Origin of the sequence: Hymenobacter profundi, from assembly GCF_019334315.1 — a bacterium.
In the GTDB taxonomy this organism is placed as follows: Bacteria; Bacteroidota; Bacteroidia; order Cytophagales; family Hymenobacteraceae; genus Hymenobacter; species Hymenobacter profundi.
Map to the genome: position 1 here is coordinate 13,574 of NZ_JAHWGL010000042.1, position 23,528 is coordinate 37,101.

General features: G+C 58.3%; 17 protein-coding genes. 9 read left to right on the forward strand and 8 right to left on the reverse strand.

Features of this window, described 5'->3' with window-relative positions; genetic code table 11:
- Positions 1–36 precede the first annotated feature (36 nt).
- Complete coding sequence (locus tag KYK14_RS11380) at positions 37–3,030, reverse strand: glycosyltransferase family 117 protein (protein ID WP_219158925.1); 2,994 nt, start codon at positions 3,028–3,030, stop codon at positions 37–39.
- A gap of 289 nt (positions 3,031–3,319) precedes the next feature.
- Here KYK14_RS11380 and KYK14_RS11385 point away from each other — a divergent pair, with 289 nt between their 5' ends.
- Entirely contained in the window at positions 3,320–4,708 is a 1,389-nt protein-coding gene (locus KYK14_RS11385; RefSeq protein ID WP_219158926.1) for a sensor histidine kinase, read from the forward strand.
- Between the two features lie 66 nt (positions 4,709–4,774).
- A complete protein-coding gene (locus KYK14_RS11390) occupies positions 4,775–5,497 on the forward strand; it encodes a response regulator transcription factor (protein WP_219158927.1) in 723 nt (240 codons plus the stop codon).
- Between the two features lie 72 nt (positions 5,498–5,569).
- Here the strand turns inward: KYK14_RS11390 and KYK14_RS22470 are convergent, their stop codons facing one another.
- On the reverse strand, positions 5,570–10,141 hold the full coding sequence (locus KYK14_RS22470; RefSeq protein WP_219158928.1) for a translocation/assembly module TamB domain-containing protein: 4,572 nt from the start codon (positions 10,139–10,141) through the stop codon (positions 5,570–5,572).
- A 235-nt stretch (positions 10,142–10,376) separates the two neighbouring features.
- Here KYK14_RS22470 and tsaD point away from each other — a divergent pair, with 235 nt between their 5' ends.
- From tsaD to KYK14_RS11415, 4 genes are all read left to right on the forward strand, one after another.
- Positions 10,377–11,384, forward strand: coding sequence for a tRNA (adenosine(37)-N6)-threonylcarbamoyltransferase complex transferase subunit TsaD (gene tsaD, locus KYK14_RS11400; protein WP_219158944.1), 1,008 nt, complete (start codon positions 10,377–10,379; stop codon positions 11,382–11,384).
- A gap of 167 nt (positions 11,385–11,551) precedes the next feature.
- Positions 11,552–12,019 carry an SsrA-binding protein SmpB gene (gene smpB / locus KYK14_RS11405; protein WP_185280981.1) on the forward strand — a complete coding sequence of 156 codons (468 nt, stop codon included), beginning with the start codon at positions 11,552–11,554 and terminating at the stop codon, positions 12,017–12,019.
- A gap of 91 nt (positions 12,020–12,110) precedes the next feature.
- The gene (locus tag KYK14_RS11410) at positions 12,111–12,908 is read left to right on the forward strand and encodes a C40 family peptidase (protein WP_246601802.1); all 798 of its coding nucleotides are present in this window, start codon (positions 12,111–12,113) and stop codon (positions 12,906–12,908) included.
- A 244-nt stretch (positions 12,909–13,152) separates the two neighbouring features.
- On the forward strand, positions 13,153–13,647 hold the full coding sequence (locus KYK14_RS11415) for an HNH endonuclease (RefSeq protein ID WP_185280980.1): 495 nt from the start codon (positions 13,153–13,155) through the stop codon (positions 13,645–13,647).
- A gap of 275 nt (positions 13,648–13,922) precedes the next feature.
- On the opposite strand, the gene KYK14_RS11420 is transcribed toward KYK14_RS11415, so the two are convergent.
- Positions 13,923–14,801, reverse strand: a complete 879-nt coding sequence (locus tag KYK14_RS11420; RefSeq protein ID WP_219158929.1) for an alpha/beta fold hydrolase — start codon at positions 14,799–14,801, stop codon at positions 13,923–13,925.
- A 117-nt stretch (positions 14,802–14,918) separates the two neighbouring features.
- Between KYK14_RS11420 and KYK14_RS11425 the strand changes: the two genes are divergently transcribed.
- Together KYK14_RS11425 and KYK14_RS11430 are read left to right on the forward strand one after the other, a co-directional pair.
- Positions 14,919–16,154, forward strand: a complete 1,236-nt coding sequence (locus tag KYK14_RS11425) for a DUF3298 and DUF4163 domain-containing protein (RefSeq protein WP_219158930.1) — start codon at positions 14,919–14,921, stop codon at positions 16,152–16,154.
- Positions 16,155–16,207: 53 nt separating this feature from the next.
- Positions 16,208–17,089, forward strand: coding sequence for a sterol desaturase family protein (locus tag KYK14_RS11430; protein ID WP_219158931.1), 882 nt, complete (start codon positions 16,208–16,210; stop codon positions 17,087–17,089).
- 10 nt (positions 17,090–17,099) lie between these two features.
- On the opposite strand, the gene KYK14_RS11435 is transcribed toward KYK14_RS11430, so the two are convergent.
- Together KYK14_RS11435 and KYK14_RS11440 are read right to left on the reverse strand one after the other, a co-directional pair.
- A complete protein-coding gene (locus KYK14_RS11435) occupies positions 17,100–18,311 on the reverse strand; it encodes a porin (protein ID WP_219158932.1) in 1,212 nt (403 codons plus the stop codon).
- Positions 18,312–18,482: 171 nt separating this feature from the next.
- Entirely contained in the window at positions 18,483–19,184 is a 702-nt protein-coding gene (locus KYK14_RS11440; RefSeq protein ID WP_219158933.1) for a hypothetical protein, read from the reverse strand.
- 559 nt (positions 19,185–19,743) lie between these two features.
- On the opposite strand from KYK14_RS11440, the gene KYK14_RS11445 reads away from it, so the two are divergent.
- Positions 19,744–20,157: a TerB family tellurite resistance protein gene (locus KYK14_RS11445; RefSeq protein WP_219158934.1), complete on the forward strand. Its 414-nt coding sequence runs from the start codon at positions 19,744–19,746 to the stop codon at positions 20,155–20,157.
- 126 nt (positions 20,158–20,283) lie between these two features.
- Here KYK14_RS11445 and KYK14_RS11450 read toward each other — a convergent pair whose 3' ends face one another.
- The 3 genes from KYK14_RS11450 to KYK14_RS11460 form a co-directional block, all read right to left on the reverse strand.
- Positions 20,284–20,778, reverse strand: a complete 495-nt coding sequence (locus KYK14_RS11450; RefSeq protein WP_219158936.1) for a PEGA domain-containing protein — start codon at positions 20,776–20,778, stop codon at positions 20,284–20,286.
- An 85-nt stretch (positions 20,779–20,863) separates the two neighbouring features.
- Positions 20,864–21,685 (reverse strand): alpha/beta fold hydrolase, encoded by an 822-nt coding sequence (locus KYK14_RS11455; protein WP_219158938.1) that lies wholly within the window; start codon positions 21,683–21,685, stop codon positions 20,864–20,866.
- Between the two features lie 194 nt (positions 21,686–21,879).
- The gene (locus tag KYK14_RS11460) at positions 21,880–22,872 is read right to left on the reverse strand and encodes a hypothetical protein (protein WP_219158940.1); all 993 of its coding nucleotides are present in this window, start codon (positions 22,870–22,872) and stop codon (positions 21,880–21,882) included.
- Between the last annotated feature and the right edge of the window lie 656 nt (positions 22,873–23,528).

Below are 23,528 nucleotides of genomic sequence, written 5' to 3' on the forward strand. Positions count from 1 at the left end.
GAGCCGAAATATGATGGCCGTATTTCACTCACCACCTCACCGCAGGTAGGGCGCTAGCAATTGATAAGCACGCTCGGCTCTCTGGGCGTCGCCTACCCGTTGCGCGGCCAGGTAGAGCTGCTGCGCCGTACCCATGTGCTGGTTCAACTCTCGTTCCATCAATGGGTTGGGGTGGCTGGTGTAGTAAGCCAGCGCCCGTTGCGTGCGGTCTAGGAGCACATCCATTAGTTGCTGGGCGCGCTTGACTTCGCCTCCGGCCACCAATGCGGGCACCAGCGCCGGCGAGTAGTAATCGTAGAGGATGGCCGCATCGGGGAGCACCGTCAGGCACTTGTCGGCTACCTGCTTGGCGGTGGCCGTATCGCCGGCGGCGAGGTAGGCGTTGGCGAGGCGCACGAATTTATCGCGGTAGCTGGCCGGAAACATTAGGTTGGTTTCATCATAATAAATGCTGGGGTTGTTGAGGCCGCGGTAGGCGAAGCGCTGCATCAGATTGTGGTACAGAATCTCTTTTGCCACGTAGCCATCGTCGTTGCCGCGCGGGTTGTAATCGGGGTTGCGCAGCGGGAGCACACGCCACGCCAGCCCTTCCAGCTGGAAATACGGCTCCAGCCCTAGGTGGTCCTGCGACAGGGCCACGCTGGTAGCGAAGTAGACGGGCCGCTTCCAGTTGTTGGTGGCAAGAATGTCCAGAATAGCCAGGCTCTTTTTCTCCAACGCCCGTTTGCTTACGTTGAACGTCATTTTACTGACCAAGTGGCCACGTCGCTCCTTCGGGACAATGCCACTTTGCAGCACGGCTGCCGTGTCTACGGGTAGGTAGAAAGTAGGCGAGGGGAAGGACAGTAGGGTAGGCCCGCCCTCGCCGTAGCTAACCTTCAGCAAGTCGCTGTCTTTCTGCACCAAGCGCAGAAAGTCCTTCAAGTTGACTTCCCCTACACTTGGGTTCTCGGCGTACGGCAAGTAGTCGTTGGTACCCTGGGCGTAGCGCGAGCTATCCAGCGAAAAGGCTACCGGCGCCGATTGATAGCTACGCTGCCTCATCTGGTCAATGTGCCAATCGGTGTTCATATAGGGTAGCACCGCTATGCGCACATCGGTACGGAAGCCCTCTACCTCTTGGGCATACCACAGCGGGAAGGTGTCGTTGTCGCCGTTGGTGAACAAGATGGCGTTCGGCGCGCATGAGTTCAACAGGTTCCGGGCTGAGTCCACGGAGTTGTAGCGGCCCGAACGGTCGTGGTCGTCCCAGCCCTGGGCCACGAGCAGGCCCGGCGCCAGCAGCCCCAGCAGCGTCACCACGCCGGCGCGGGCCGTATCGGCTTTGACGACTTTGCCCAGCAGGTCAGCCAGCGCGAGCACGCCCAGCCCGATCCAGATGGCAAAGGCGTAGGTCGCACCCGTGAAGGTGTAGTCCCGCTCGCGGGGCTCAATGGGCGGCTGGTTCAGGTAGACCACGATAGCCAGGCCCGTGAAGACGAACAGCAGGCCCACAATCAAGGCGTTCTTCGAGTCGCGGCGGGCCTGGTAGAACAGGCCCAGCAACCCTAAGATGAGCGGAATGGCGAAGAACTGGTTGCGCGCCTTGCTCTCGGCCACGCGCTCGGGCAGGCCCTGGCGGGTTTCGGTGGGCCAGAGCGTGCCGGCCTGCTGCACGTCGGATTCACGGCCGGCGTAGTTCCACAGAAAGTAGCGCCAGAACATGTGCCCCATCTGGTAGCGGAACAGAAACGACAAGTTTTGGCCCATCGTCGGCTTCACGCCTTCGCGGATGTCCACCCAATTTTGATAATAAGGCACGCGCTGGGCAGTGCTGGCATCAGCATAAATGCGGGGTAGGAGCATCTTGTCCTCGGCGCGGTACACCAACTCCTGCTTCTGCTCGGCCACCACGTACTTATCGCCCTGACGCACATAGCGCGGTCCAGCATCTATTTGGTCAATCGGCTGCGCAAATACGTGGGGGCCATAGAACAGCGGCCGAGAGCCGTATTGCTCGCGCTTGAGGTAGCTTACGAAGGAGAGCACATCCTCGGGGTCGTTTTCGTTGATGGTGGGGTGGTAGGAGCTGCGGATCGGCACGATCAGGTAGGAGCTGTAGCCGATCAGAATGAACACGAAGCAGAGCATGAACGTGTTCAGCAGCTGACTGCGGCGCACGAAGCTCTGGCGAAAGCCTGCCCAGATCAGCCGCACCAGCAGCAGCATAAACAGCACGATGCCCGAGTTGAAGGGTAGCCCCAGGGTGTTGATGAAGAATACCTCGAAGTTGCCCGCCAGCGTGGGCAGGCCCGGAATGATGCCCACCAGAATGGCGCCCACCAGCACAAAGCTGATAACCAGCGTGGCAATACCCCCAGCCCAGGTGGGGGTTGGCTGGCGGCGGAAGTAGTAGAGAAAGCCCAGGGCGGGGATGGCTAGCAGGTTCAGCAGGTGCACGCCGATGCTCAGGCCGATGACATAGGCCAGCAGCACCAGCCACTTGTCACTATCGACCTCGTCGGCGCGGTTTTCCCACTTGAGCATCAGCCACACCACCGTGGCCGTGCCCAGCGCCGACATAGCGTAGACCTCGGCTTCCTCGGCGTTGAACCAGAACGAGTCGGAGAAGGCAAACGAGAGGGCGCCCACGGCCCCGGCGCCCAGGATGAGCAGCGTCTGGCCCAGGGTAGGCTCCAGGCTGCGGTCGTCGTGCAGGCCGGGGCGGCGCAGCACGAGCTTTTTGGCCAGCAGCGTGATGGACCAGAACAAGAACAGGATGGTGAAGGCGCTGCTCAAAGCCGAGAGGCCGTTGACGAGCAACGCGACTTTCGTGACGTCGCCGAAGCTGAGCAGCGAGACGAGGCGGCCCAGCAGCAGGAAGGTAGGGGCGCCGGGGGGGTGGGGCACGAGCAGCTTGTAGGAGCAGGCGATGAACTCGCCGCAGTCCCAGAACGAGGCCGTGGGCTCCAAGGTGAGCAGGTACACCAGCAGCGAGAGGCCAAACACCACCCAGCCGGCTAGGTTGTTTAAGCGGGAATAGGAAGACATGTCTAACAGTTGTCAGATGGATAGTTGTCAGTCAAAATCATCTGTCATCCTTCATCTGGCGTCCGCTTGCGAAGGACCTTCTCACAGCTGCACGACAGGCGCACCAACGACCCGTTCTACCGTGAGAAGGTCCTTCGCGCTGCTCAGGATGACAAGTGGTTTTTGACTACCCAAAGGACCTGCAAGCGCACGTAAACGACTGTTATTTTGTGTTAAAGAATGTTAACGGCTTGATTCCCTACCCCCTCCGGCCGTACTTGCAGATACTCGCCCTTCAGCCGTGCCGCCCATGAAAAGTCGCCTACGTGTTATCTTCTGGCTGATCAGCCTATGTATGCTGTGTATCAATGGGTTCCAGGCCTACTGGCTCTACACCACCTACCGGCTGAACACGGCACAGTTTGCCCGCACGGCCCACGAGGCGCTGTTGGCGGTAGTACAGCGTCAGCAGCTGGCGGCCGTGCAAACGTTGCTGCAACCGGCCGCTACCAGCAGCCGCTACGGTCATGTGGCCCTACCCATCCGGCAGCTGGACGCAGCCGACCGTAGCCAGCTGCAACAGCTCTGGCAAGCGGGCAGCCAACGACCGGCTGGCGCCTTGGCCGCCCGCCGGCAAGACGACAGCGTGGCCCAGGCGTTTCTGCAATTGCTGCTGCGCCACACCGGCACGCCTACCCTCAACCTGACCCAATTAGCTGCCGACTACCAAACCGAGCTGCGCCAGCGCCAGGCCGAAACCGCGTTTCTGTTCGATACTCTAGCCACGGCCACCAACCAGCGTACCCGGCTGACAACTGCGCTGGCGGGCTACCCGGTGCAAACGCCCGCCGTAGCCCTACCCAATCTGCCGGGCGTGGCCGTGCGGGCTTCTTTCCGGCCGCCGGTTCCCTACCTGCTGCGGCAAATGGGCGGCTTGCTGGCGGGTTCGATGGGCTTGTTAGTGCTCACTACCGTATGCTTTGGGTTGATGCTGAGTACCATTCTGAGGCAAAAAAAGCTGTCGGAGATTCGGGAGGATTTCATCAACAACATGACCCACGAGCTGAAAACGCCCATTGCCACCGTGTCGGCGGCGGTGGAGGCGTTGCAGCATTTTGGGGCGTTGCAGAACCCGCAGCGGGCCGAAGCCTACCTCGCTATTTCCCAGCAGGAACTGGCGCGGCTGTCGGGGTTGGTAGAGCACGTGTTGCACATGGCCGTGGCCGAGCGCGAACCGCTCCGGCTGACGCCCGAAACCGTACAACCCGCCGAGTTGGTGGCTGAGCTGGTAGAGCAGCACCAGCTCACCAGCGCCAAGCCCGTGCGTTTCGATGTTGATGTGGATGCCACCGCCGTGCACTGCGACCGGCTGCACCTGCGCAACGTCATCAGCAACCTCATCGACAACGCCATCAAGTACTCCCGTGAGCAGGTCACCATCCGCATTCAAGGCCAACCCGAGCCCAGCGGCTGGCGCCTCACCGTGGCCGACGACGGCATTGGTATTCCGGCCAGCTACCAGCCCGCCGTGTTCGACCGATTCTTTCGGGTGCCTACTGGCAACTTGCATCCAGTCAAGGGGTTTGGGCTGGGGCTGTATTACGTGCGGCAGGTGGTAGAGCGGCACGGCGGCCGCCTACACCTGCAAAGCGAGCAGGGTAGGGGCAGCACGTTTTCGTTGTGGCTGCCTTCTTTTTAAGCTGTTAGCTGATGGCCATTAGCTGTTCGCTTTTGAGATGAATTACAACCTGTTAACCGTTGGCGAATGAATTCTGAACCAGCTACCAGCTATCAGCCATCAGCTAACAGCCAAAAAATTCTTCTCATCGAAGACGAAGCCTCGCTAGCCTTGATTGTCAAGGACAGCTTGGAGGTGCGCGGGTTTGCGGTAGAACACGCCGCCGATGGAGAGGAAGGCTTGCGTCTGTTTCGTCAAACCACACCCGATATCGTAGTGGCTGATGTAATGCTGCCACGCCTAGATGGCTTCTCGCTGGCTGAGCAGCTGCGGCGCGAAAACACAACGGTGCCCATCATTTTCCTTACCGCCCGCTCCCAACCAGCCGACGTGGTACGCGGCTTCGAGCTGGGCGGTAACGACTACCTGCGCAAACCCTTCAGCATGGACGAGCTGGTGGTACGCATCCGGGCGCTGTTGCAGCGGGCGGTGCCTACCCCGAGTACCACGCCCCAGGAGCCCTTGCAAATAGGCCGCTACGTATTCGCGCCTACCCAGCAAAAGCTGCGGCTGGCCGATACCGAAATCGAGCTAACGCACCGCGAATCGGAGCTGCTCCGGCGCCTCTACGACCACCGCAACCACGTACTGGAACGCTCCACGGTGCTGCTTGACCTCTGGGGGCAGGACCATTTTTTCAACGGCCGCAGCCTCGACGTGTTCATCACCCGCCTGCGCCGCTACCTCCGCGCCGATCCGCAGGTACAAATCCTAAACGTGCGCGGCATTGGCTATAAGCTTGTATTCTAAGCTGTTAGCTGATGGCTGTTCGCTTATAGCTTTCGTTCATGTAGCTAACAGCTAACAGCTAACAGCTAACAGCTATTTAATCGTGGTGCGTGGGTCGTCGTCGATGTTCAACTCTTTACGGGCGGCGTCGCGGCGGCGGACGCGCTTGCGGGCAAATAGCTCCCGGAACGAGTTGAACTGCTCGGTGTGCAGCAAGCTCAGGCCGGCGCGCTGCTGGTTTTGCAGGTTGGCATTGGATGAGCCAGCAGCAAGGGCGGAGAAGTCGCGCGGGGTGGTTTCGTAGCGCAAGCGGGCCCGGAACTTGCCATCGGGGCGCAAGTAGTACTCCAAGCTCAGGTCGCCGAGAAAGGAGGTTTGTACTGGTACCGTGCTGCCAGGCGCAGTGTTGGCCGCGTTGTAGTTGTTCGTGAAGCCCCCCTCGCGTGTGATGCGCAAACGGCCGTTCAGAAAGGAGTAGCTCAGGCGCACCTGCAAGGCCTGCAACTGCTCAGCGCTCAGGCCGTTCAGGTTGAAGCTGATTTCCAGGTTGGGGTCGATCTGCGACGTGAGTACGCTGAGCTGGGTGCTCAGCACCTGCCCCACGCTGTTGCCAAACGCATTATCCGACCCCCGAAACGATACCGACGACAGCGTACCCGGCGACGTGAGCTGGCGGAACACAATCAAACTGAACACCTGCCGGTTTAGCTCCTGCTCGTCGTTGCGCAGCGCCGATAGGAACGGCGCCAAATCGCCTTCCAACGACGACGGAATATCGTTGAACTCCAGGTTCAGGTTGATCTGGGGTAGGAGCAGGGGGCCGCTCAGGTTCATCACCGCCGTTACGGGCACCACCGAAGTGTTGCTACCCAGCAGCGGCGCCACCGAGGTGCGTTGGGTGTAGGCGGCCGTCAGGTTCATCTGGCCTTGCAGCGGGTCACCGTTCCAGGCAATGGTGCCGCCCGGCCGTATAACAAACTCCTTGTTTACAAGGCCTTGCAGGGTGAAGTTGTAGGCGCCGCGCACAATCTCAATCTGCCCATACATATTGAAGTCGCCACGGGTGTCGATGTTCAGGCGCAACTGCCCGCTGGCCGTGCCGCGGATGATATCGCCGGTGCTTTCGTCCAGCAAAATCTCCACGTAGGCGTCGGGCGTCACGTCCAGGTTCATGTTCAGGCGCAGCCCCGAAAGGTCTAGCTTGGCCGTGTCGGTGGCTATCTGGACAGTAGTGGTATCCCGAATATTGTGGTTGACAAATCGAATGTAATTGGCCTGCTGGGCCTTGGCTGCATTATCGAAGGGTAAGGAAAGCCGGGTGCCCGCCTCGCTCCGAGCCGATACATTCACCAGCAAATCATCGGTAGGGCCCGATACGCGGGCTGTACCGGTGGCGTAGGCCGTCCCGAAGTATAGGTCGTTGTCGCGGCGCGTGGTGTTCAGGGCTTGCAGCTTGCGGAAATTGGCCCGCAAATCCAGCCGCATATCCTGGAAGCCGTTGTGGTAGATGTTGCCGTCTATGGTGCCCGAGTTGCCAAGCGGATCCGAAAGCCGAATGTTATTCAGCGCAATCCGGTCGTCGGTGAAGGTGATGCGGTCAGAGAACGTGTAGGTAGTGCCCAGGTAGATGAATGTGAGCTTACCGTTGGCCACATCCAGCGACCCTACCAGGTGGGGCGCGGCCAGCTTCCCCGTGACCTGAAGCCGACCCACCGCCGTGCCGCCCAAATCCTTGAACAACGTATTCAAAATCGGCTCGGCCAGCTTTACGGGAGCCTCATCGAGCACACCTACCAGGTTGAGCTGGTTAGGTACGTCCTGCGGCGTGAAGGTGCCGGTCACGTTCACCACGCGGCGGTTTTCGCGCTCCATGTCTAGGTTCACGGCCATGCGGGCGTTGGGGGCATCCCAGGTGCCCTTGCCTTCTACATTGCCCAGCAGCACGTCGTCGAGGCGCAAAGAATCCACCTTCAAATCGGTGTTGAGGGCCAACTGACCAAACACGTTGCTCACCGTGCCCTGGGCATTCACGCGGCCTTTGAGGCGGTTATCGGTGAAGTCGCCCAGCGTTTGTAGCTCAAAGTTCTGTACGTTCAGGGCCAGCTCCTTGGCGGGGTCGCGCGAAATGGCGCCCTGGGCGCTGATGCTCTGCGCGCCGTTGGAAATGATGAAATTCTGGATGTCGATTTCCTTGCCGCCGTTGGAAATCACCACCGAGTTATTGGCCGCAATGGTCCACTGCTTGTCCAGCAGGTTCACGCCCGACTGCCGAAACGTAAGCTGCACGGCATCGGGTAGGAAACCCAACGACCCGTTGATCTGGGCGCGGTTGGTGGTGTTGGTTTGCGCCAGGGCCGTTGAGAAGTTGATTTTCTCCTGATCCCACACGCCCTCAACGTAAAAGTTCTCCGTAGCGCCCAGCCCCGGTAAAAACTGCCGCGCCGAGGTGATGCTGGCCTGGGCTAGTACCTCGGGCTGGTTAGGCAGCTTGGAAGTGGTCAGGCTGAAATCGGTATCCTGCACCCGCACCGAGTCGTAGCGAATCTCGTCAAAATGCCCACCCAACGTGAAAATCGACGTATTGCCGTTGCGGAACGACCCATCTACCCGCGAGTAGTCCGACACGGTGAGTTGAGGCACGAACAATTGCAGCACGGGGTTGGCCTGCTTGATGTACAGGTCCAAATCAATCTGATACTCGGGGGTAGGGCGCAGGCGCTTGCGGCGGTAATAGTTGGCAATAGCCGCGTCGTTGCTTTCGAAGTTGAGGCGATATTCTTCTATTAGGCGCTGCACGTCATCAATCACGCGGGTGTACTCGAAGTTGCCCTTAGCGCGCAGGTCCAGCACCTCCGAGCGCAGGGTAGTGAGACGCTGGCCGTCCTGACGGGTACTCACTATATCGAAGGTGTCGATGGGCACGGTGTTGCCTTGGTAGCCGAGGCGGGAGTTGCGCAGTAGCACCCTACCCTCCAACTCGTCGAGGCGCAGGCCCTGGAACTGCACGTCGGCCGTGGTGGCCAGCGTCATGTTTTGGTTGGTGAGGCCGAGGGCGCGCAGGTTGGCGCGGTCCACGTCGGCGCGCAGATCGAAGGCCTCGGCGCCGGTGCGTAGGTTCACGGTGCCGTTGGCTGCTAGTTTCACGTTGGGGTCATTCACCGACACCTTACCCTGAAACGCCTGCTGCCGGAAGTTGCCGTTGATGGCAATGTTGTGGTAGCGGTAGCCATTCAGCCAGATGCGTTGCACGGTGGCATTGGCCTGCACCCGCGCCGCCTCCTTGGTGAAGCCCACGCCCTGCACGCGCCCATTCATGGTCACGTCCCGAATCACGCTTTGGTCGCCCAATAGGCGACCCAGCTGAAAGTCGGTGGTCTTGATCTGACCCTCGTAGCTGGAGTAGCGCGGGTCGGTCTTGAACTTCAGGTTCACGTCGGACACCACCTTGCCCAGCGGCGTATCAAACGAGCCATTGGCCACAAAGTCGTTGTAGTAGCCCAGGAAGTGCCCGTTCAGCTTCACCGCGCCCAGGCGGTCTACGTAGCCGCGCCCGCTGGGCGGAATGTAGCGCCGCAGGTCGCGCCCGTCTACCACCGAGTTGCGCAGGCGAGCCTCAATGAAGCTCTCCGTAAAGTTGGGTAGGCCATCCACGCTGATGTCGCCGACCACGTGCGTGTTGCGGCCGTACCGAACATCGAGGTTCTTGGTGTTGAAACGCCGCACGTAGCCCTTGGCCTGGCCCGAGATAAGCACGGTTTCGTTCAAGTCTTCTATCTGCGGGGCAAACTTGGCAATGTCGTCGGAGTACAGGCGCGAGGGTTGCAGGCGCGCCGTTACCTGCACCGAGTCGTTGAAATCGGCAAAGTTCAGGAACCGATTGTAGTCGAAGCGCAGGTAGTTGCTGATGCGGCTGTTCTCCACGCGCAGCATCAAATCGGCAAATTCCCAGAACTTGGGCGCATACACCATAGCCGCCGACAACTCCCGCACGCGGGTATTGGAGTTACTCTCAATGGTGCGCAGCCCCTGAATGCGCGCCGCCACGGTGTCGCCTACCAGCCGAATGTTGCTGAAATCGGCGTAGATGCTGTCGGCGCGCATGTGGGCGTAGTCCACGGCCTGGCCGTAGGTAGGGGCGCGGGGCTCGTCGCGACGGTCCAGGATAAAGCGGCCGTTGCGCAGGCCGATGCTTTCTATCTGAAAGTCGAACGGCTTGCTGACTTTGGTGGTGTCGCTGGGACCAACCAGCCGCTGCACTGCGCTCAAAAACTGCGACAGGTTGGTGGAGTCGGGCTCGTTGGCGTAGGTAATCAGGGCGAAGCGCGGCTCCTCCAGCGTGAGCTTACCCACGTGCAAATGGCTCGGGTCAAACACCGAAAACAGGCTGATGTCGGCATCAGCCCGGCCAATATTGAACAGTTCGTTGCCGCGCCGGTCGAGCACCTGCACGCCTTCCAGCAACACCCGCGAAAACGGCCGGATGTCTACCCGGTCGATGCGCACAGGTTGGCCTAGCTTCTCCGTCAGCACCGTAGCGGCGCGCTGCACTAGCCGCGTTTGCACCGTCGGGATGCGCAGCGCAATCAGCAACCCAATCACCAACAACAGCACCAGCCCAACCAGGCCGAGCAGTGCTTTGAGGATGACGGAGAGAAAACGAGGCACAGAGTAAAGTGAAAAACGCGGAATGAAGAAACGAAGATGCGGATTTTAACGCGGAGGAGTAAAAGATCAGCAGCCTACCCAAGCGGGCACCCAAGCCCTACACGAATTGTTCAGGTAAAAGTTTGACTAGTGCCGCACGTGGGGGTTTAACGTTTTCCGCGACCTTTGCAGTCTGCGACGAGCACCGCTCGTGAAAAGAATACGTCAGTAGCGCAGATTTTTGGGTTTTATTATGATGCATTCTCCTCTTATTCTGGCCATTGAGTCGTCGTGCGATGATACCTCGGCGGCCGTCATGGCCAACGGCGAAATCCTGTCCAACGTGGTGGCTACCCAGCAAGTGCACGAGCAGTACGGCGGGGTAGTGCCCGAGCTAGCCTCGCGTGCCCACCAACAACACCTGATTCCGGTGGTGCAGGAGGCGCTGCGCCGCGCAAAGGTAGCGAAAACCGACCTCGACGCGGTGGCGTTTACGCAGGGGCCGGGCCTGCTGGGCTCGTTGCTGGTAGGCAGTATGTTTGCCAAAACGTTTGCCCTGGCTCTGGACAAACCGCTGCTGGCCGTCAACCACATGCGGGCGCACATTCTGGCGCATTTCATCCGGGATCCGAAGCCCGGGTTTCCATTTTTGTGCCTCACCGTGAGCGGCGGCCACACCCAGCTGGTGGTAGTGCGCAGCCCCATGGAAATGGAAATCATCGGCCAGACCATCGACGACGCGGCTGGCGAGGCCTTCGACAAAACCGCCAAGCTGCTGGGCTTGCCCTACCCCGGCGGCCCCCACCTCGACAAGCTGGCCCGCCAGGGAAACCCTACCCGCTTTGCGTTTCCGGTAGGCGCCATGCCGGGCTACGATTTTTCGTTCAGTGGCCTGAAAACTTCGGTGCTGTACTTTTTGCGCCAGCAAACTCAGCAAAACGCGGAGTTCGTGCAGGAGAACCTGGCCGACCTCTGCGCCAGCATTCAATATACCATTATCCAAACTTTGCTACGCCAGCTGCGCCGCGCCGCCCACGACCAGCAGCTTCGGCAGATAGCCCTGGCCGGTGGGGTAGCCGCCAATTCCGGTCTGCGCACGGCTTTGCAGGAGTTGGCCGCCGAGGAAGGCTGGCAGGTGTTCATTCCCGACTTCGAGTTCTGTACCGACAACGCCGCCATGGTGGCCATGACCGGCCACTTTCAGTACCAGGCCGGCCAGTTCAGCAACCAGCTCATCAGCCCCGACCCACGCTTGAAACTGTGAGCAGGGTAGGAACGACGTGCTGAGAAATGGCGCTTTTGCTGCGTAGTCTGTTTACGCAACGCCGCCGCCGCTCTGCCGTTGTAGGTAGTCCCCGTATCCCTGCCCTACCCACCCCGCGAAGGCCCCAGCAGCCCGCCGCGAAATCCTGAGAATCTGCAAAATCTGCGATGAAGAAAGAAGAGAAACCCAAGCGCATCAATATCTTGAACCGCCGCGCCAGTCACGAATACGCATTCCTGGTGAAGTACGACGCGGGTATGATGCTGCAAGGCACCGAAATAAAAAGCATCCGCGAGGGCAACGTGAACTTGCAGGATGGCTTTTGCACCTTCCACGGCGACGGCAGCCTGTGGGTGCACAACCTGCGCATTGCCCAGTATACCGAAGGCACCTACAACAACCACGAGCCCACCCGCGAGCGGAAGCTGCTACTCAACAAGAAAGAGCTGCGCCAGCTAGCCGGCAAAGCGCAGGAGCAGGGCCTCACCATCATTCCCATCCGAATGTTTGTGAATGACCGAGGCTTTGCCAAGCTGGAAATAGCCCTGGCCAAGGGCAAAAAGCTCTACGACAAGCGCGAAGACCTGAAAGCCAAAGACCAGAAGCGCGAAATGGCGCGGGCAAGGGAATATTAATAGTGAAATTGTGAAAGGTGAAGTTGTGAAAATCGTTTTCATCAGCGCACCTTTCTAACTTCACACCTTCATCTTTCACAATTTCACCCTTTTGGAACACGGAATCTGTGCGCTGAGCACTATGCCGGTGCGAGCCGAGCCCAGCGACAAAGCGGAGCTGGTAACGGAACTGGTTTTTGGCGAGTGCTACTCCGTCGTGCTGGTGCAGGGCGCCTGGCAGCAAATCCGCATCACCGCCGACGACTACGTAGGCTGGATGGACGGCAAACAGCACACGCCCGTTTCGGCTGACTATCTGGCCGCCTGGAAAGCCCAAGACCACCCCCGCAGCTTGGACTTGGTGCAGATGGTGAGCGACGCCACTACCCGCGTGCCCGTCATCATTGGCTCGCGCCTACCCTTTTTTGATGGCATGACGCTGCGCCTGGGCGAGCAGCAGCTCTTCTATAACGGCGCCGCCACCAACCCTCAAAACGGCCACGGCCCCCACGGCGACCTAGACAAGCGCCTCGCCCTGCTCCTGAAGGTAGGGCAGCTGCACCTGAAAGCGCCCTACGTGTGGGGCGGCAAAAGCCTGTTTGGTATCGATTGCTCGGGACTGATGCAGCAGCTCTACGGGCTGGTGGGCGTGCAGCTCCCGCGCGATGCGCGCCAGCAGGTAGAGTTGGGCCACACGGTGCATTTCGTAACCCAGGCCCGCCCCGGCGACCTGGCCTTTTTCGATAACGCCGAGGGGCGCATCATTCACGTGGGCATGGTGCTGGAAGACCAGCGCATCCTGCACGCCAGCGGCGAGGTTCGCATCGACCCTCTGGACCACAACGGCATTTTCCGCCGCGACCGGCAAAAATACTCCCACACCCTGCGCCTCATCCGGCGGGTATTGTAGGTGAGTGGTGAGGTTAAGAAGTCGGGAATGATAAACTGTCTGTCATCCTCTATCTGGCGTCTGCTTGCGAAGGACCTTATGCCAGTTGAACGAGTCGTTGGTACGTCCATCATTCTACCATAAAAAGACCTTCCGTTGCGCCCAAAAGGATAGGGGCTTTTTCGTGAACCATTTCAGCACTTCGCTGCTTGTTTATACGCTGAGAATCACCTAGCTTTCGTTGGTTAGATTCCTATTATAGCGTATGGATCAGAAAGTGCTTGTCTTGAACGGCGACTACACCGCCATTACCCTGTGTAGCGTGCAAAAAGCCTTCGTGCTACTCTACCTCGACAAGGCCGAGATGGTAGCCAACTCCGAGCACGGCGCCCTGCGCACCATCAGCCAGTCGTACCCAAAGCCGAGCATCATCCGGTTGCAGCGCTACGTGCGGGTGCCCTACAAGGGCATCACCCTAAGCCGCCACAACATCATGAAGCGCGACAACTTTGAGTGTCAGTACTGCGGCTCCACCAAAAACCTAACCCTCGACCACGTGATGCCCCGCTCACGCGGCGGCACCTCCAACTGGGACAACCTGCTCACGGCCTGCTCGCGCTGCAACCACAGTAAGGGCCATCGTACCCCACAGGAGGCCGGTCTGGTCATCAGGCAACAGCCCAAGAAGCCTACCCTCTCAGGTTTCCTCAAGCTCAGTGCCGGCACCATAGACCAGAACTGGCATGCATATCTCAACTAAAGCCGGTAGCGCTGCTACCGGTTTTTTTGTGCTCTTTTTTGAAGGGGGAGGTTAAAAAGGCCTGTCATCCTGAGCATTCCGCGCATCAAGCGGCGACGAAGGACCTTCTCACGCGTGAACGAGTCGTTGTTACGTCAATCGTTCACGCGTGAGAAGGTCCTTCGTCGCCGCTTGATGCGCGGAATGCTCAGAATGACAGTGGCATTTGGATATAAAAAAGCCTCCCCAAACAACATTGGGGAGGCTTTCCTTATCAATCTTACAGCAAGAGCAGCTTAATACTGATCTTGCTCAGCATCGGCACGGTCGAAGTTATCGGAGCCGCTGGCGAAGGTGAGCAGGTCTTGGCTCAGCTTCTCTTTGTCAGTAACGAGCAGGCCGTGGGGCGCACCGTCGTATACGATTTGGGTGGCGTGCGAGAGGTATTGGTCCAGGCGCTTGGCGCTGTTCTTATACGGTACCGTTTTGTCGTCCTCGCCGTGGATGGACAGCACGGGCACTTCGATGGTCTGCAAATCCTGGCGGAAGTCGGTTTCGCTGAAAGCGCGGGCGCACTGCTCGGTGGCGTAGGGTGCGCCTTGCAGGGCCAATGATTGCGACCAATCGAGGGTAGGCTGGCTGACGGGGTTGCTCAGCAGGCCGTCGCCGTAGAACTGTTTGCCGAAGGTCGTCAGGAAGTCGGGGCGGTCCTTCTTGATGCCGTCCACCATATCGTCGAACGTGGATTTGTCTACGCCATCGGGGTTGTCGTCGGTTTTCAGCAGGTAGGGCGTTACGGACGAAACGAACGCCACGCGGGACACGCGCGCGCCCTGGTGGCGGCTCATGTACCGGGCCACTTCGCCACCGCCCATCGAGAAGCCTACCAGCGTTACGTCTTGCAGGTCCAGGCCTTCGAGCACGGCTTTCAGGTCGTCGGCCAGTGTGTCATAGTCGTAGCCGTTCCAGGGTTTATCGGAGTGGCCGAAGCCGCGGCGGGTGTAGGCCACTACGCGCACGCCGTTTTTGGGCAGTTCATTCAGCTGATATTCCCAAGACTCGTAGCTTAGCGGCCAGCCGTGGATAAGCACGATGGTCGGGCCTTGGCCCAAATCAACATAGTGTAAATTAACATCCTGGCCTTTGCTATCTTGACCAACTTTGATAAAGCTCATGGTAGGGGGGAGTTTGGTTGTGGAAAACTGAAATTGTAGTGACCTATACGGTTCTGCTTTGCATAGAGAAAACAGATGTCAAGATTTTATACAAGTTTATTTTCTTCGCCATTTCCTATGTTTCCAGCAAAAAACAGTGGCTATTATGCGCTCCTGATCAGTCTGTGTTTGGCAAGCTGTCAGTCTGATACGCCAGCGCAGAACACTGCTACCAATACAGCCACCACTACCCCTCCAGAAACTGGTGCTCCTGCAACATCTACTGCGTGGTACCGGCAGTATCGCACCCGCCTACCCGGCGCTACCGACAGCGTAACAGTGCATCTGCAAAACCTGGGTACCGGCAGTGATGCGTCTTCTATTGGGCGAGTGGTTGGCTTCTACGCTGGTCCTAAAGGGCAGCCTTTTGAGCTGGCCAGCAACCCCACCAGCGCCCCCGATAGCCTGCTACTGCGCGAAGCCAGCCATAGCCGCCTAAATGCCGGTGGCTACGGCGCGGTTTGGCGCCTGCGCCGGATGGGCGAAGCATGGGTAGGCACGCTGGCAGGACAAACCGTGCGCCTCCAGCCACTACCCGTGAGTCAAGGCGTTGCCTTCGACACGCAGGTGTTCCGCGACTCCGTGCGTGCCCGTCCCCAGCACCCGCAGGATAGCGTATGGGGCCGCATTAGCCTGCACGCACTCCTACCCACCAGCAATCGGCAACCTCTTGCTGGCAACATGCTGCACCTGCTGCACGGCGACACGGTATTCGCGGGCAGTGCGCCTACCCTACCTGCCATTTGGGAGAACATGCGTCGGCCCTTCTTTAATGATTATCAAGAAGATATGAAGGCCATCTTTCAGCAGATGGAGGCGGATACCAGCCGCTCGGGCCACCGCCCGATGGCCATGCTGAACTATACTGATGAGCGCGACACGTACGTGCTCTGGAATGCGGATAATCTGCTCAGCCTCGGCCTTTTCACTTATTCTTACGCTGGCGGCGCGCACGGCAACTACGGTACCCACGTGCTCAGCTTCGATACTCGCAGTGGCCGCCCGCTACCGTACGACGCCATCTTCCGGCCCGATGCCAAGCCGCGGCTGGAGGCCCTGTTGGCGCGCTATGCCCGCCCTAGCTTGGGCTTAAAGCCGAATGAGCCGCTACGCAATGCCCTGTTTGAAGAGACGCTACCCGTAACGCGCAACGTGTACCTGACCAGCGGCGGGGCGGTGTTCGTCTATCAGCCCTACGAAGTGGCAGCCTATGCCTATGGGGAAGTTCGGGTGTTTGTGCCGTTGCGGGAGCTGCGGCCGTTGTTGCAGCCGGGGTTGCCGTTGGAAGAGGGTAGGAGTGTAGCCCAAAAGTAGAGAGCTGCGGGTTGTCTGGTTACCAACAACTCTCCATTACTAACTGATAAGCAATGCGTTTCTTCTCCATCAATTCGCCGCTGCTGAAGCAGTTTGACCGCTGGGCAACGCCTGCGCTGGTAGTAGTGGCCGTGGCCGTGTTTGTGGGCGAAACCGTGTGGCCGTTGCGGCAGCGCACTCGCCCGCGCACCGAGCGGTGGCCGCGCAATGTGGGCGTGTCGGTGCCCTCGCTGGCGGGGTTGCGCCTGGGGCTGTTGCCGGCGATGGTAGGTCTTACGCAAGTGGCGGCCCACCGCCGCTGGGGACTGCACCGTCTGGGCTGGCCGGAGCCAATGCGCGTGCTGGCCGAACTGCTGATTCTGGATTATGTGGCCTACTCCTGGCACCGCCTGCTGCACGCGCCGCTGCTGTGGCGCTTCCATCGCGTGCACCACACCGACCTGGATATGGACCTGAGCACGGGCTGGCGCTTCCACGCGGGCGAAATGCTGGCTAGTATTCCTTACCGCGGCGGCGTGCCCATGCTGCTGGGGGTGCGCCCTGGCGTGTTGCTCGCCTACGAGGCAGTGTTCGAGGCCTGCACGGCCTTTCATCACTCCAATACCCGCCTACCCTTGGCCATAGAGCGCCCCCTGGCTGCCTGGATGATTACGCCGCGGGCGCACGGTATCCATCACTCCGTGGTGCACCGCGAAACACAGAGCAACTTCGGGGTAGTACTAAGCCTGTGGGACCGACTCCACCGCACCTTGCGGCTCAACGTGCCGCAGCAAGAAGTGGAAATTGGTGTGCCCGCCTACCCCGATGCCGCCGCGCAAACCGTGCGTCACCTCTTTACCATGCCCATCGAGCCGCTGCAACCCTGGACCCGATATGACGGCACCGTGCCTGCGCGCGCCCTACCTGCCACGCCTCTTGATGAGCTGGCAGGGTAGGGAGTACAACCTAAAAGTTTACCTGCGCCTGTAAGCGCAGCAGGCCGCCGCGCTGGCGGTTGTCGGGCCGCTGAAAATCCTCGAAGCGGCGCGACGAAAGCGTATACATGGTCACCAGTTCGAAGGCGGGGAACGGCTGCCACTCCACGCCCAGTTCGGCTTCGCGCACGGTATAGCTGCGTGCATCCCGCTCGTGCTTCTTGCCGCCGTCGTAGTACTGCGCCCGCAGGAAGGGGTAGAATTGCTGCTGCCCATAGTGCAAGCGGTAGTTGAACATAACGTAGCCCCCGTGCAAGCGGCTGGTTTCGATGCTGTCGGTGCGCGGGTTGAACTCGGGGCCGCGGCCTAGGTTGTACTCGGCCTGCACGCCAAACGGCTGGGGGTAGAGCACGAAGGTGGCGGCCACGCGCTGGTCGGGGTAGCGCAGGTTGGGGCGGTGCTTCACGCCGCTGGAAAGCTGGTCTCGGTTGACTACATACTCCCCGGTGTAGGCCTGCAAGCCAGGCTCGATGATGTGCTGGCCTACCTCCACTGGGTACGTAACGCGGGCAACCACGTGGCGTTGGTTGTTCAGCTCGGGGCGGTTGGCTGTCTGCCCGTTGAAGGCGCCCACGCCTACCAGGCCGTAGTCGCCGGAGCCTTTCAACCCCTCCTTCACCAGCTTACTAAACAGTTTGCGTACGCCAATGGGCGCCCAATACACGAAAGCACCCAGGTCTCGCTCGTTGGAAAAGGCGCTGTTTAGGGCATCGTTGCGGTCCAGGGGTAGACGGTTTTGGCTGGACTGCATGTTCTCGAAGCCAAACGGAATCTTGCTCTGCCCCAGCCGCACCCGAAACCGGTTGGCTTTGTCTAAGCCTACATCCAGGTAAGCATCGCGCAGCAAGCCGGCATTCAAGGTAGAGCTGCCGCTGAGCGTGCTGGCAAAATCAGGTTGTATGTAGAAATACACCCGCTCGTGTATCTGGCCAAAGAAGACAACGCGGACGCGTCGGAGAGAAAAGCCACCGTTGCGGCCCCACGATCTGTCGCACTGCTCACAGGTCAGGTCGGGGTTGGTTTCCAGCAACCGGTTGTAGCGCGCCTGCACGTAGCCCCGCACCGCTATCGACTGAAACCATTGTTTGGCAGGGGCCTGCTCTGAAGGAACCGGGATGCTGGTTGTCTGACCATACACTGGCCCAACAGCAAGCAACAAAAGGAGGAGTAACAGTTTCTTCATGCTAAGGTAATGTTGACGCAAAGTGCGGCATTACCTATTACTTGATTGTTGCCTTGTTATTAAGGCAATGTTACCAATTGAAAGAATGGAGTAGCTGAATGTCAACGGCTAATAACGCACAAGGCCGTCCCTACACTAGTAGAGACGGCCTTGCAAGTAGCTGGCGGCGGGTTATTCTTCGGCACTATCTGCCGTTGTATCAGGCTGCGTAGTGGCCTTGTAGGTATCAGCATACTTGAAATCGTCGAGCCAATAGGCTGAGCTGACCACATCAAATACCACCGATGTTTCCTCTTGCTTCGCGGGCGTGAGCTGCCAAATGATGGCCGGCGCTTCGGGGAAGCTGGTGCCATCTAGCTGCTCGTGAAACAGACGCTTCAGAAGCGTGTTGTCGGGCATGCCCTGGGCCAGCAGGCGCAGGAGCGGCGCTTCCGGCGCTTCGCCGAAAATGGCCAGTGCCTCTGTATCGGCGGCCGTGAGCTTCACCTGAAACTGTACCGCTTCGGCGCGCGGAAACTTGCCGTTGTAGGCAGTGTAGAGCAGTTGCGTGGCCTTGAAGAAGCCTTGGTGTTGGTCTAGTTCCGGATTTTCTTCCCATAGCTTCTCGGTGAGCATCTGGTGGGCCAGGTTTTCAATCTGGCCTTCCGTGAGCTGATCGGCAAACAAGTGCTCCAGCACCAACTGCGCCGATTCGGCTGGTTCCAGATCGGTGAGACCCATTAGGGCCATATCCTTTAGTTCGTTGGGGGCTATTTCGGCTGGGTTGTCGTAGCCAGTTTTTACGAGGAGGGCTTTGTAGTCCTGGGGCTGCCAGGAGTTGGGTAGCTCAGTGAGGGTATCGAAAGAAAGGCGCTCTACGGTGAACGTGTACATGCGAAGGGTAGGAAAGGTGAAGGTCGTGCCAGGTTGAAGGCGAGGCGTACCGGTGAGCTGTGTACGGCAAGCAGCCCGGATTCGCCGTGCGGCTACCTTGCTTGGTGCATAGAAAGTGGCTTAGGGTGTAAAAACAGAACGCCTACCCCGCGGTAGGGGGTAGGCGTTGGCATAAGCCGATGTCAAAGAAGAAGTATTTGCTTGTATTGCTACTATTGGCCTTACAATCTGTTTGCGTTGAGGATTGAAGGGTGTAGAGACGCATACTTGCGTCTCATCGGCTGCAACGTGCGGGCGAAATCATTCAGCGATGAGACGCAAGTATGCGTCTCTACATCATTGCAGCAACCTTGTTAGCTAGCCTCTTGAGCTGCCGCAACTGCTCGGGTAAGGAAGTATTGTAGGTCGCGGAGGAAGTAACAAGCTGTTCCGTAGCGGGCGCCAGCGCTGAGCGCGAGCGCATGACTAAAGTGAGTAATAACCTTGCGGGAATGCTCGCGTTGAAGTAATTCCTGTGCCCTACCCCAGGGTGTACACCACCCAACTGTCTTTAGAATTCATGCAACATACTCGCACACTCGAAGATCTGCTGGATACGCAGCAGAAAAAACTCGCTTTTTTTCAGAATCTGCTTTTAATTGCCGCCGCCGATGGTAAGCTGCAAGAGGAAGAAAGTCAGTTTCTGCTCCAGGTAGGCAACCGTATAGGTCTCACGGCCAAGGACGTACAGCCCCTAGCCGACAACCTAGGGGTACTCAGCTTCATTGTGCCCGCCGATGGACCCCAGAAAACCCTGGAACTGCAAACGCTGGTGCAAATGATGTTGCAGGACGGCGATATGGACACCCGCGAGTACGACTTGTGCCTGGACTATGCCCGGCGTATCGGCTACAGCAAACAGCTGCTCGACGACATGGTAAGCCAGCTGTCGGGCAACGGCCCCGCTCCCAATAACCCGCCTACCGTAAGCTAAGCCCAAGCAGACCAAATTCATCAGACGGCCCAGCCCAATGAATATATAGTGGCTTTGGGCGTAAAAACGGAACGCCTGCCCCATATATGGGGCAGGCGTTGACGTATACGGCTGTTAAAGAAACGCTTACTCGCCTAGCAGCTTCTTTTTCTGCTGCTCATATTCGGCTTGGGTGATGATCTTATCGTCGGCTAGTTTCTTGAGCTGCCGTAGTTGCTCGGGTAGGGACGCGTTGTAGGTTGCGGGCGCGGTAGATTGCTCCGCAACGGGTAGGGAAGAAAGCGGCCGCATTTCGTAGCTGTGTGCTGGCTTGTACTTCATCGTCCACAAAAACGGGAAAAACAGGAAAATACCGCCAATAATAGCCCCGGCATCCGCTTCTTCATCGCGAGAAAACGACGTGTTTACCGTTTCGTAGCCTTCCTTTTCCAGTCGCACATCGGTGGTAGACCCTACAATCTTAGTGTCCCGGTGTTGGTAGGGAGTCACGCCCACTGGTTCGCCATTCAGGTACACGCGTGCGCCGGGGGGCGTCGACTGTAGCATGGTGCTGCTAGCACAACTCGACAGCAGTGTGGTAACGACCAGCGCACCGGCCATAAAACGAAGATGGTTTCTCATAAATAAAACAACTGTGCATAAGTTAGTGATGCGTCAAGGTACTACTTATGCCGAGGTATATGATAAATACTATGTTATTAATCTTTTAGCGAACGGGTGGCAGCACCGTAGGTGCCCGAAAAAACTGATCGACTTTCTGGTTGAACTCATCGGCGTGCTCTTGCAGGGTGCCGTGGCCGCTGTTAGGTACAATCCAGAGCCAGGCGTGGGGTAGGCTCTGGTAAATAGCCACTGTATGCTCGGCCCGAATCACGTCCCGGTCGCCGGCAATGATGAAGGCAGGGGCCTTGACGCCTGCCAGCGCCGAAAGCGGCACGTGGGGTTCGTTCCAGTCGAGAAGAAATACTTTCCAGTCGTTTTTGCGCTTGGCGTCGGTGAAGGTCTGGCCGTGGCCTTCGCGGTAGCCGCGCCGCATCTGCTGCCACAGCTCCGGGGTTAGGGCAGTAGAGTCGGGCCAGAGATTGGCGCCCGTGGCGGCCAAGCGTTTCACTTTGCCAGGGTGGCGCAGGGCCAGTACCAGCGCCGTAATGCCGCCGTCGCTCCAACCCAGCACGTAGGCCGAGTCGAGGCGTAGGTGGGTGAGCAGGGCCGCGCAATCGTCGGCCATCATCTCAAAGCTCAGCGAGTCGCCCGCATCTACGGAGCGGCCGTGGGCGCGGCTGTCCAGCGCAATTACGCGGTAGCGCTTGGCGAAGTAGGGAATGTTCTTCTCGAAATCCTTGCTGCTACCCCCATTGCCGTGCACCAACAGCAAGGGCGCGCCCGCGCCATAGGTTTCGTAGTACAGCCTCACGCCGCGCACGGTGGCATAATGACCGGCCGCTGAATTCTGGCCACGCGGCGCAGCTTTCTGCCCAAGTGTCTGCTGACTCAACAGCAACAGGAAGAAGAAAAGGTAGCAGCGCATGGCAGAAGGTGTAGAAGCTTAGCAGCTGTTTGATTTAATCGAATGAGTAATCCGCACGATGTAGAGACGCCTACTTGCGTCTCGTCGTTGAACGATTCAGGCGGCCGACGTTCAACGACGAGACGCAAGTAGGCGTCTCTACATCGTTCTGCAATAAGTAACTCTAAATCTAGCCCAAGTTTCTAGATGAGCAACTACCTCCGCCGCAGGTACAGCAGCGTTGATTTGCCGGAAGGCCCATACTTATCATTGATCAAAAAATACCCGCCGCGATACGCCGCCAAACCTTCCCAATTGTAGGTCATGTATTCCTGCGGCAGCTCAAACAACGGCTTCCAACTGATTTTGTCGCGCTTATAGTGCAGGCTGATGAGGCGGCAATAGTTCTGGTACTTGCCGTTGCCATCCAGCACCAGGCGGGCTGCGGGGTCGGAGGGGGTAGGGCGGTACACGCTGTCGTCGGCGCCGTTATAGAAGTAGTTGATGGCCGTGAAGCGGTTCTTGCCCTCATACACCAAATCGGTGATGCGGAAGGGTAGGCGCTGCACCGGCACGTACTGCGGAATATCGGGCAGGCGGGTAGCGTTGGGAATGCGCAGCGCGTAGTTGTCGTGCCGGAAATAGTTGTACTCAAACAGCAGCAACAGGCTCTTGTTGTAACCCGTAGCCGCCTCAAAACCGGCGTTGTGAATGTGGGAGTTATCCGTCAAGGCCGGCTTGGGTAGGGGTACTAGGTAGTCCGTATCCAGCACAATGGTGGCGTCGGCTGCGTGCAACGCGCCTTTTATCAGATAGCAATAGGTAGAAGGCGTGGTAGTTTCGATGGTGAAGTAGGCCGTGTCGCCTACCAGCGTGATACCCTCCAGACCCTCGTACACCTGGCACGCCGAATCGAGGCGGGCGCGTATCTTTTCCAGGCGCTGAATAGTGTACTTCTGGTAGGTTATGGCCTGCGTGGTATCCGTCAGCTGCCGGTCGATGCTGATTAGGCTGAGGGCGTATACTTTGGCTTCCGCCCGTTCCTGCAAGCGGCTCTCCGAAAGTAGGAGCAGCTGATTGCCGTAGGTGAATAGCCCGGAAAACTGGTTGTTGCGGTCGGCTATTTCCTTGGGCAGGTGCAGCGTATGGATGTTAAGCGGAGCCTTCTTTTGGGCGTTAGCCGGAAGAGCAGATAGCAGCAGGAGCACAAGAAGAAAGGAGTGGAAGCGCGGCATCAGAAGGGTAGTGAAAGCAGAATGATGCGCAACGATTGTGAAGTGCTATGCTGAATCCAATTATTCAGTTTCAGTGTACAGTATTTCACTTTTTAAACAAGGCAATTTCTCTTTGTTGCACTACAATTGTATCTCCTGAATTCAGCTGATTTACAACGGCTGAGTTTAAACCGTTCCACTCGCCACTTACAGCTAATGAGCATTTGTTATATTCTGTATCGGATTGAATTAGCCAGCTAAAATAAGGGATTGACAGTTTTTTATCTGTGATATTTATAATTCTAATAGGACGGAATTTGCATATTTGTGAATATCCAGTAACTGGTGATAAGTCTAAACAGCGTTTACTAGGATACTCTATTTTGATTTGATTGCTTAACTGTTCGCATCGACTAGCTGTTCCGAAAGAAGGAGAAAAAGCTCTAGCAGAATCAACAGTAGCTAATACAAGTCGATTAGCAATCTGTGATGTTATTTCAGTTTCGATTGTATCAACGTATGTTGGCGATTGCAGAATGATGGATACTTTCTTGTCAGACTGAAATATTAATTTGTACGCTTCCCTATTGAGTAAGCCAGTGGTTAGTAGAGGTTAAGCCGCTTGTTTAAATTCGAGTGGGGTCATAAAA

What these genes read in the sequence shown, in the direction of transcription:
- KYK14_RS11450 (WP_219158936.1), bottom strand. Translation starts at nt 20,778, where the DNA reads ATGAGAAACCATCTTCGTTTTATGGCCGGTGCGCTGGTCGTTACCACA.
- KYK14_RS11390 (WP_219158927.1), top strand. Translation starts at nt 4,775, where the DNA reads ATGAATTCTGAACCAGCTACCAGCTATCAGCCATCAGCTAACAGCCAA.
- KYK14_RS11435 (WP_219158932.1), bottom strand. Translation starts at nt 18,311, where the DNA reads ATGAAGAAACTGTTACTCCTCCTTTTGTTGCTTGCTGTTGGGCCAGTG.
- KYK14_RS11415 (WP_185280980.1), top strand. Translation starts at nt 13,153, where the DNA reads ATGGATCAGAAAGTGCTTGTCTTGAACGGCGACTACACCGCCATTACC.
- KYK14_RS11380 (WP_219158925.1), bottom strand. Translation starts at nt 3,030, where the DNA reads ATGTCTTCCTATTCCCGCTTAAACAACCTAGCCGGCTGGGTGGTGTTT.
- KYK14_RS11430 (WP_219158931.1), top strand. Translation starts at nt 16,208, where the DNA reads ATGCGTTTCTTCTCCATCAATTCGCCGCTGCTGAAGCAGTTTGACCGC.
- smpB (WP_185280981.1), top strand. Translation starts at nt 11,552, where the DNA reads ATGAAGAAAGAAGAGAAACCCAAGCGCATCAATATCTTGAACCGCCGC.
- KYK14_RS11420 (WP_219158929.1), bottom strand. Translation starts at nt 14,801, where the DNA reads ATGAGCTTTATCAAAGTTGGTCAAGATAGCAAAGGCCAGGATGTTAAT.
- KYK14_RS11445 (WP_219158934.1), top strand. Translation starts at nt 19,744, where the DNA reads ATGCAACATACTCGCACACTCGAAGATCTGCTGGATACGCAGCAGAAA.
- tsaD (WP_219158944.1), top strand. Translation starts at nt 10,377, where the DNA reads ATGCATTCTCCTCTTATTCTGGCCATTGAGTCGTCGTGCGATGATACC.
- KYK14_RS11385 (WP_219158926.1), top strand. Translation starts at nt 3,320, where the DNA reads ATGAAAAGTCGCCTACGTGTTATCTTCTGGCTGATCAGCCTATGTATG.
- KYK14_RS11455 (WP_219158938.1), bottom strand. Translation starts at nt 21,685, where the DNA reads ATGCGCTGCTACCTTTTCTTCTTCCTGTTGCTGTTGAGTCAGCAGACA.
- KYK14_RS11440 (WP_219158933.1), bottom strand. Translation starts at nt 19,184, where the DNA reads ATGTACACGTTCACCGTAGAGCGCCTTTCTTTCGATACCCTCACTGAG.
- KYK14_RS11425 (WP_219158930.1), top strand. Translation starts at nt 14,919, where the DNA reads ATGTTTCCAGCAAAAAACAGTGGCTATTATGCGCTCCTGATCAGTCTG.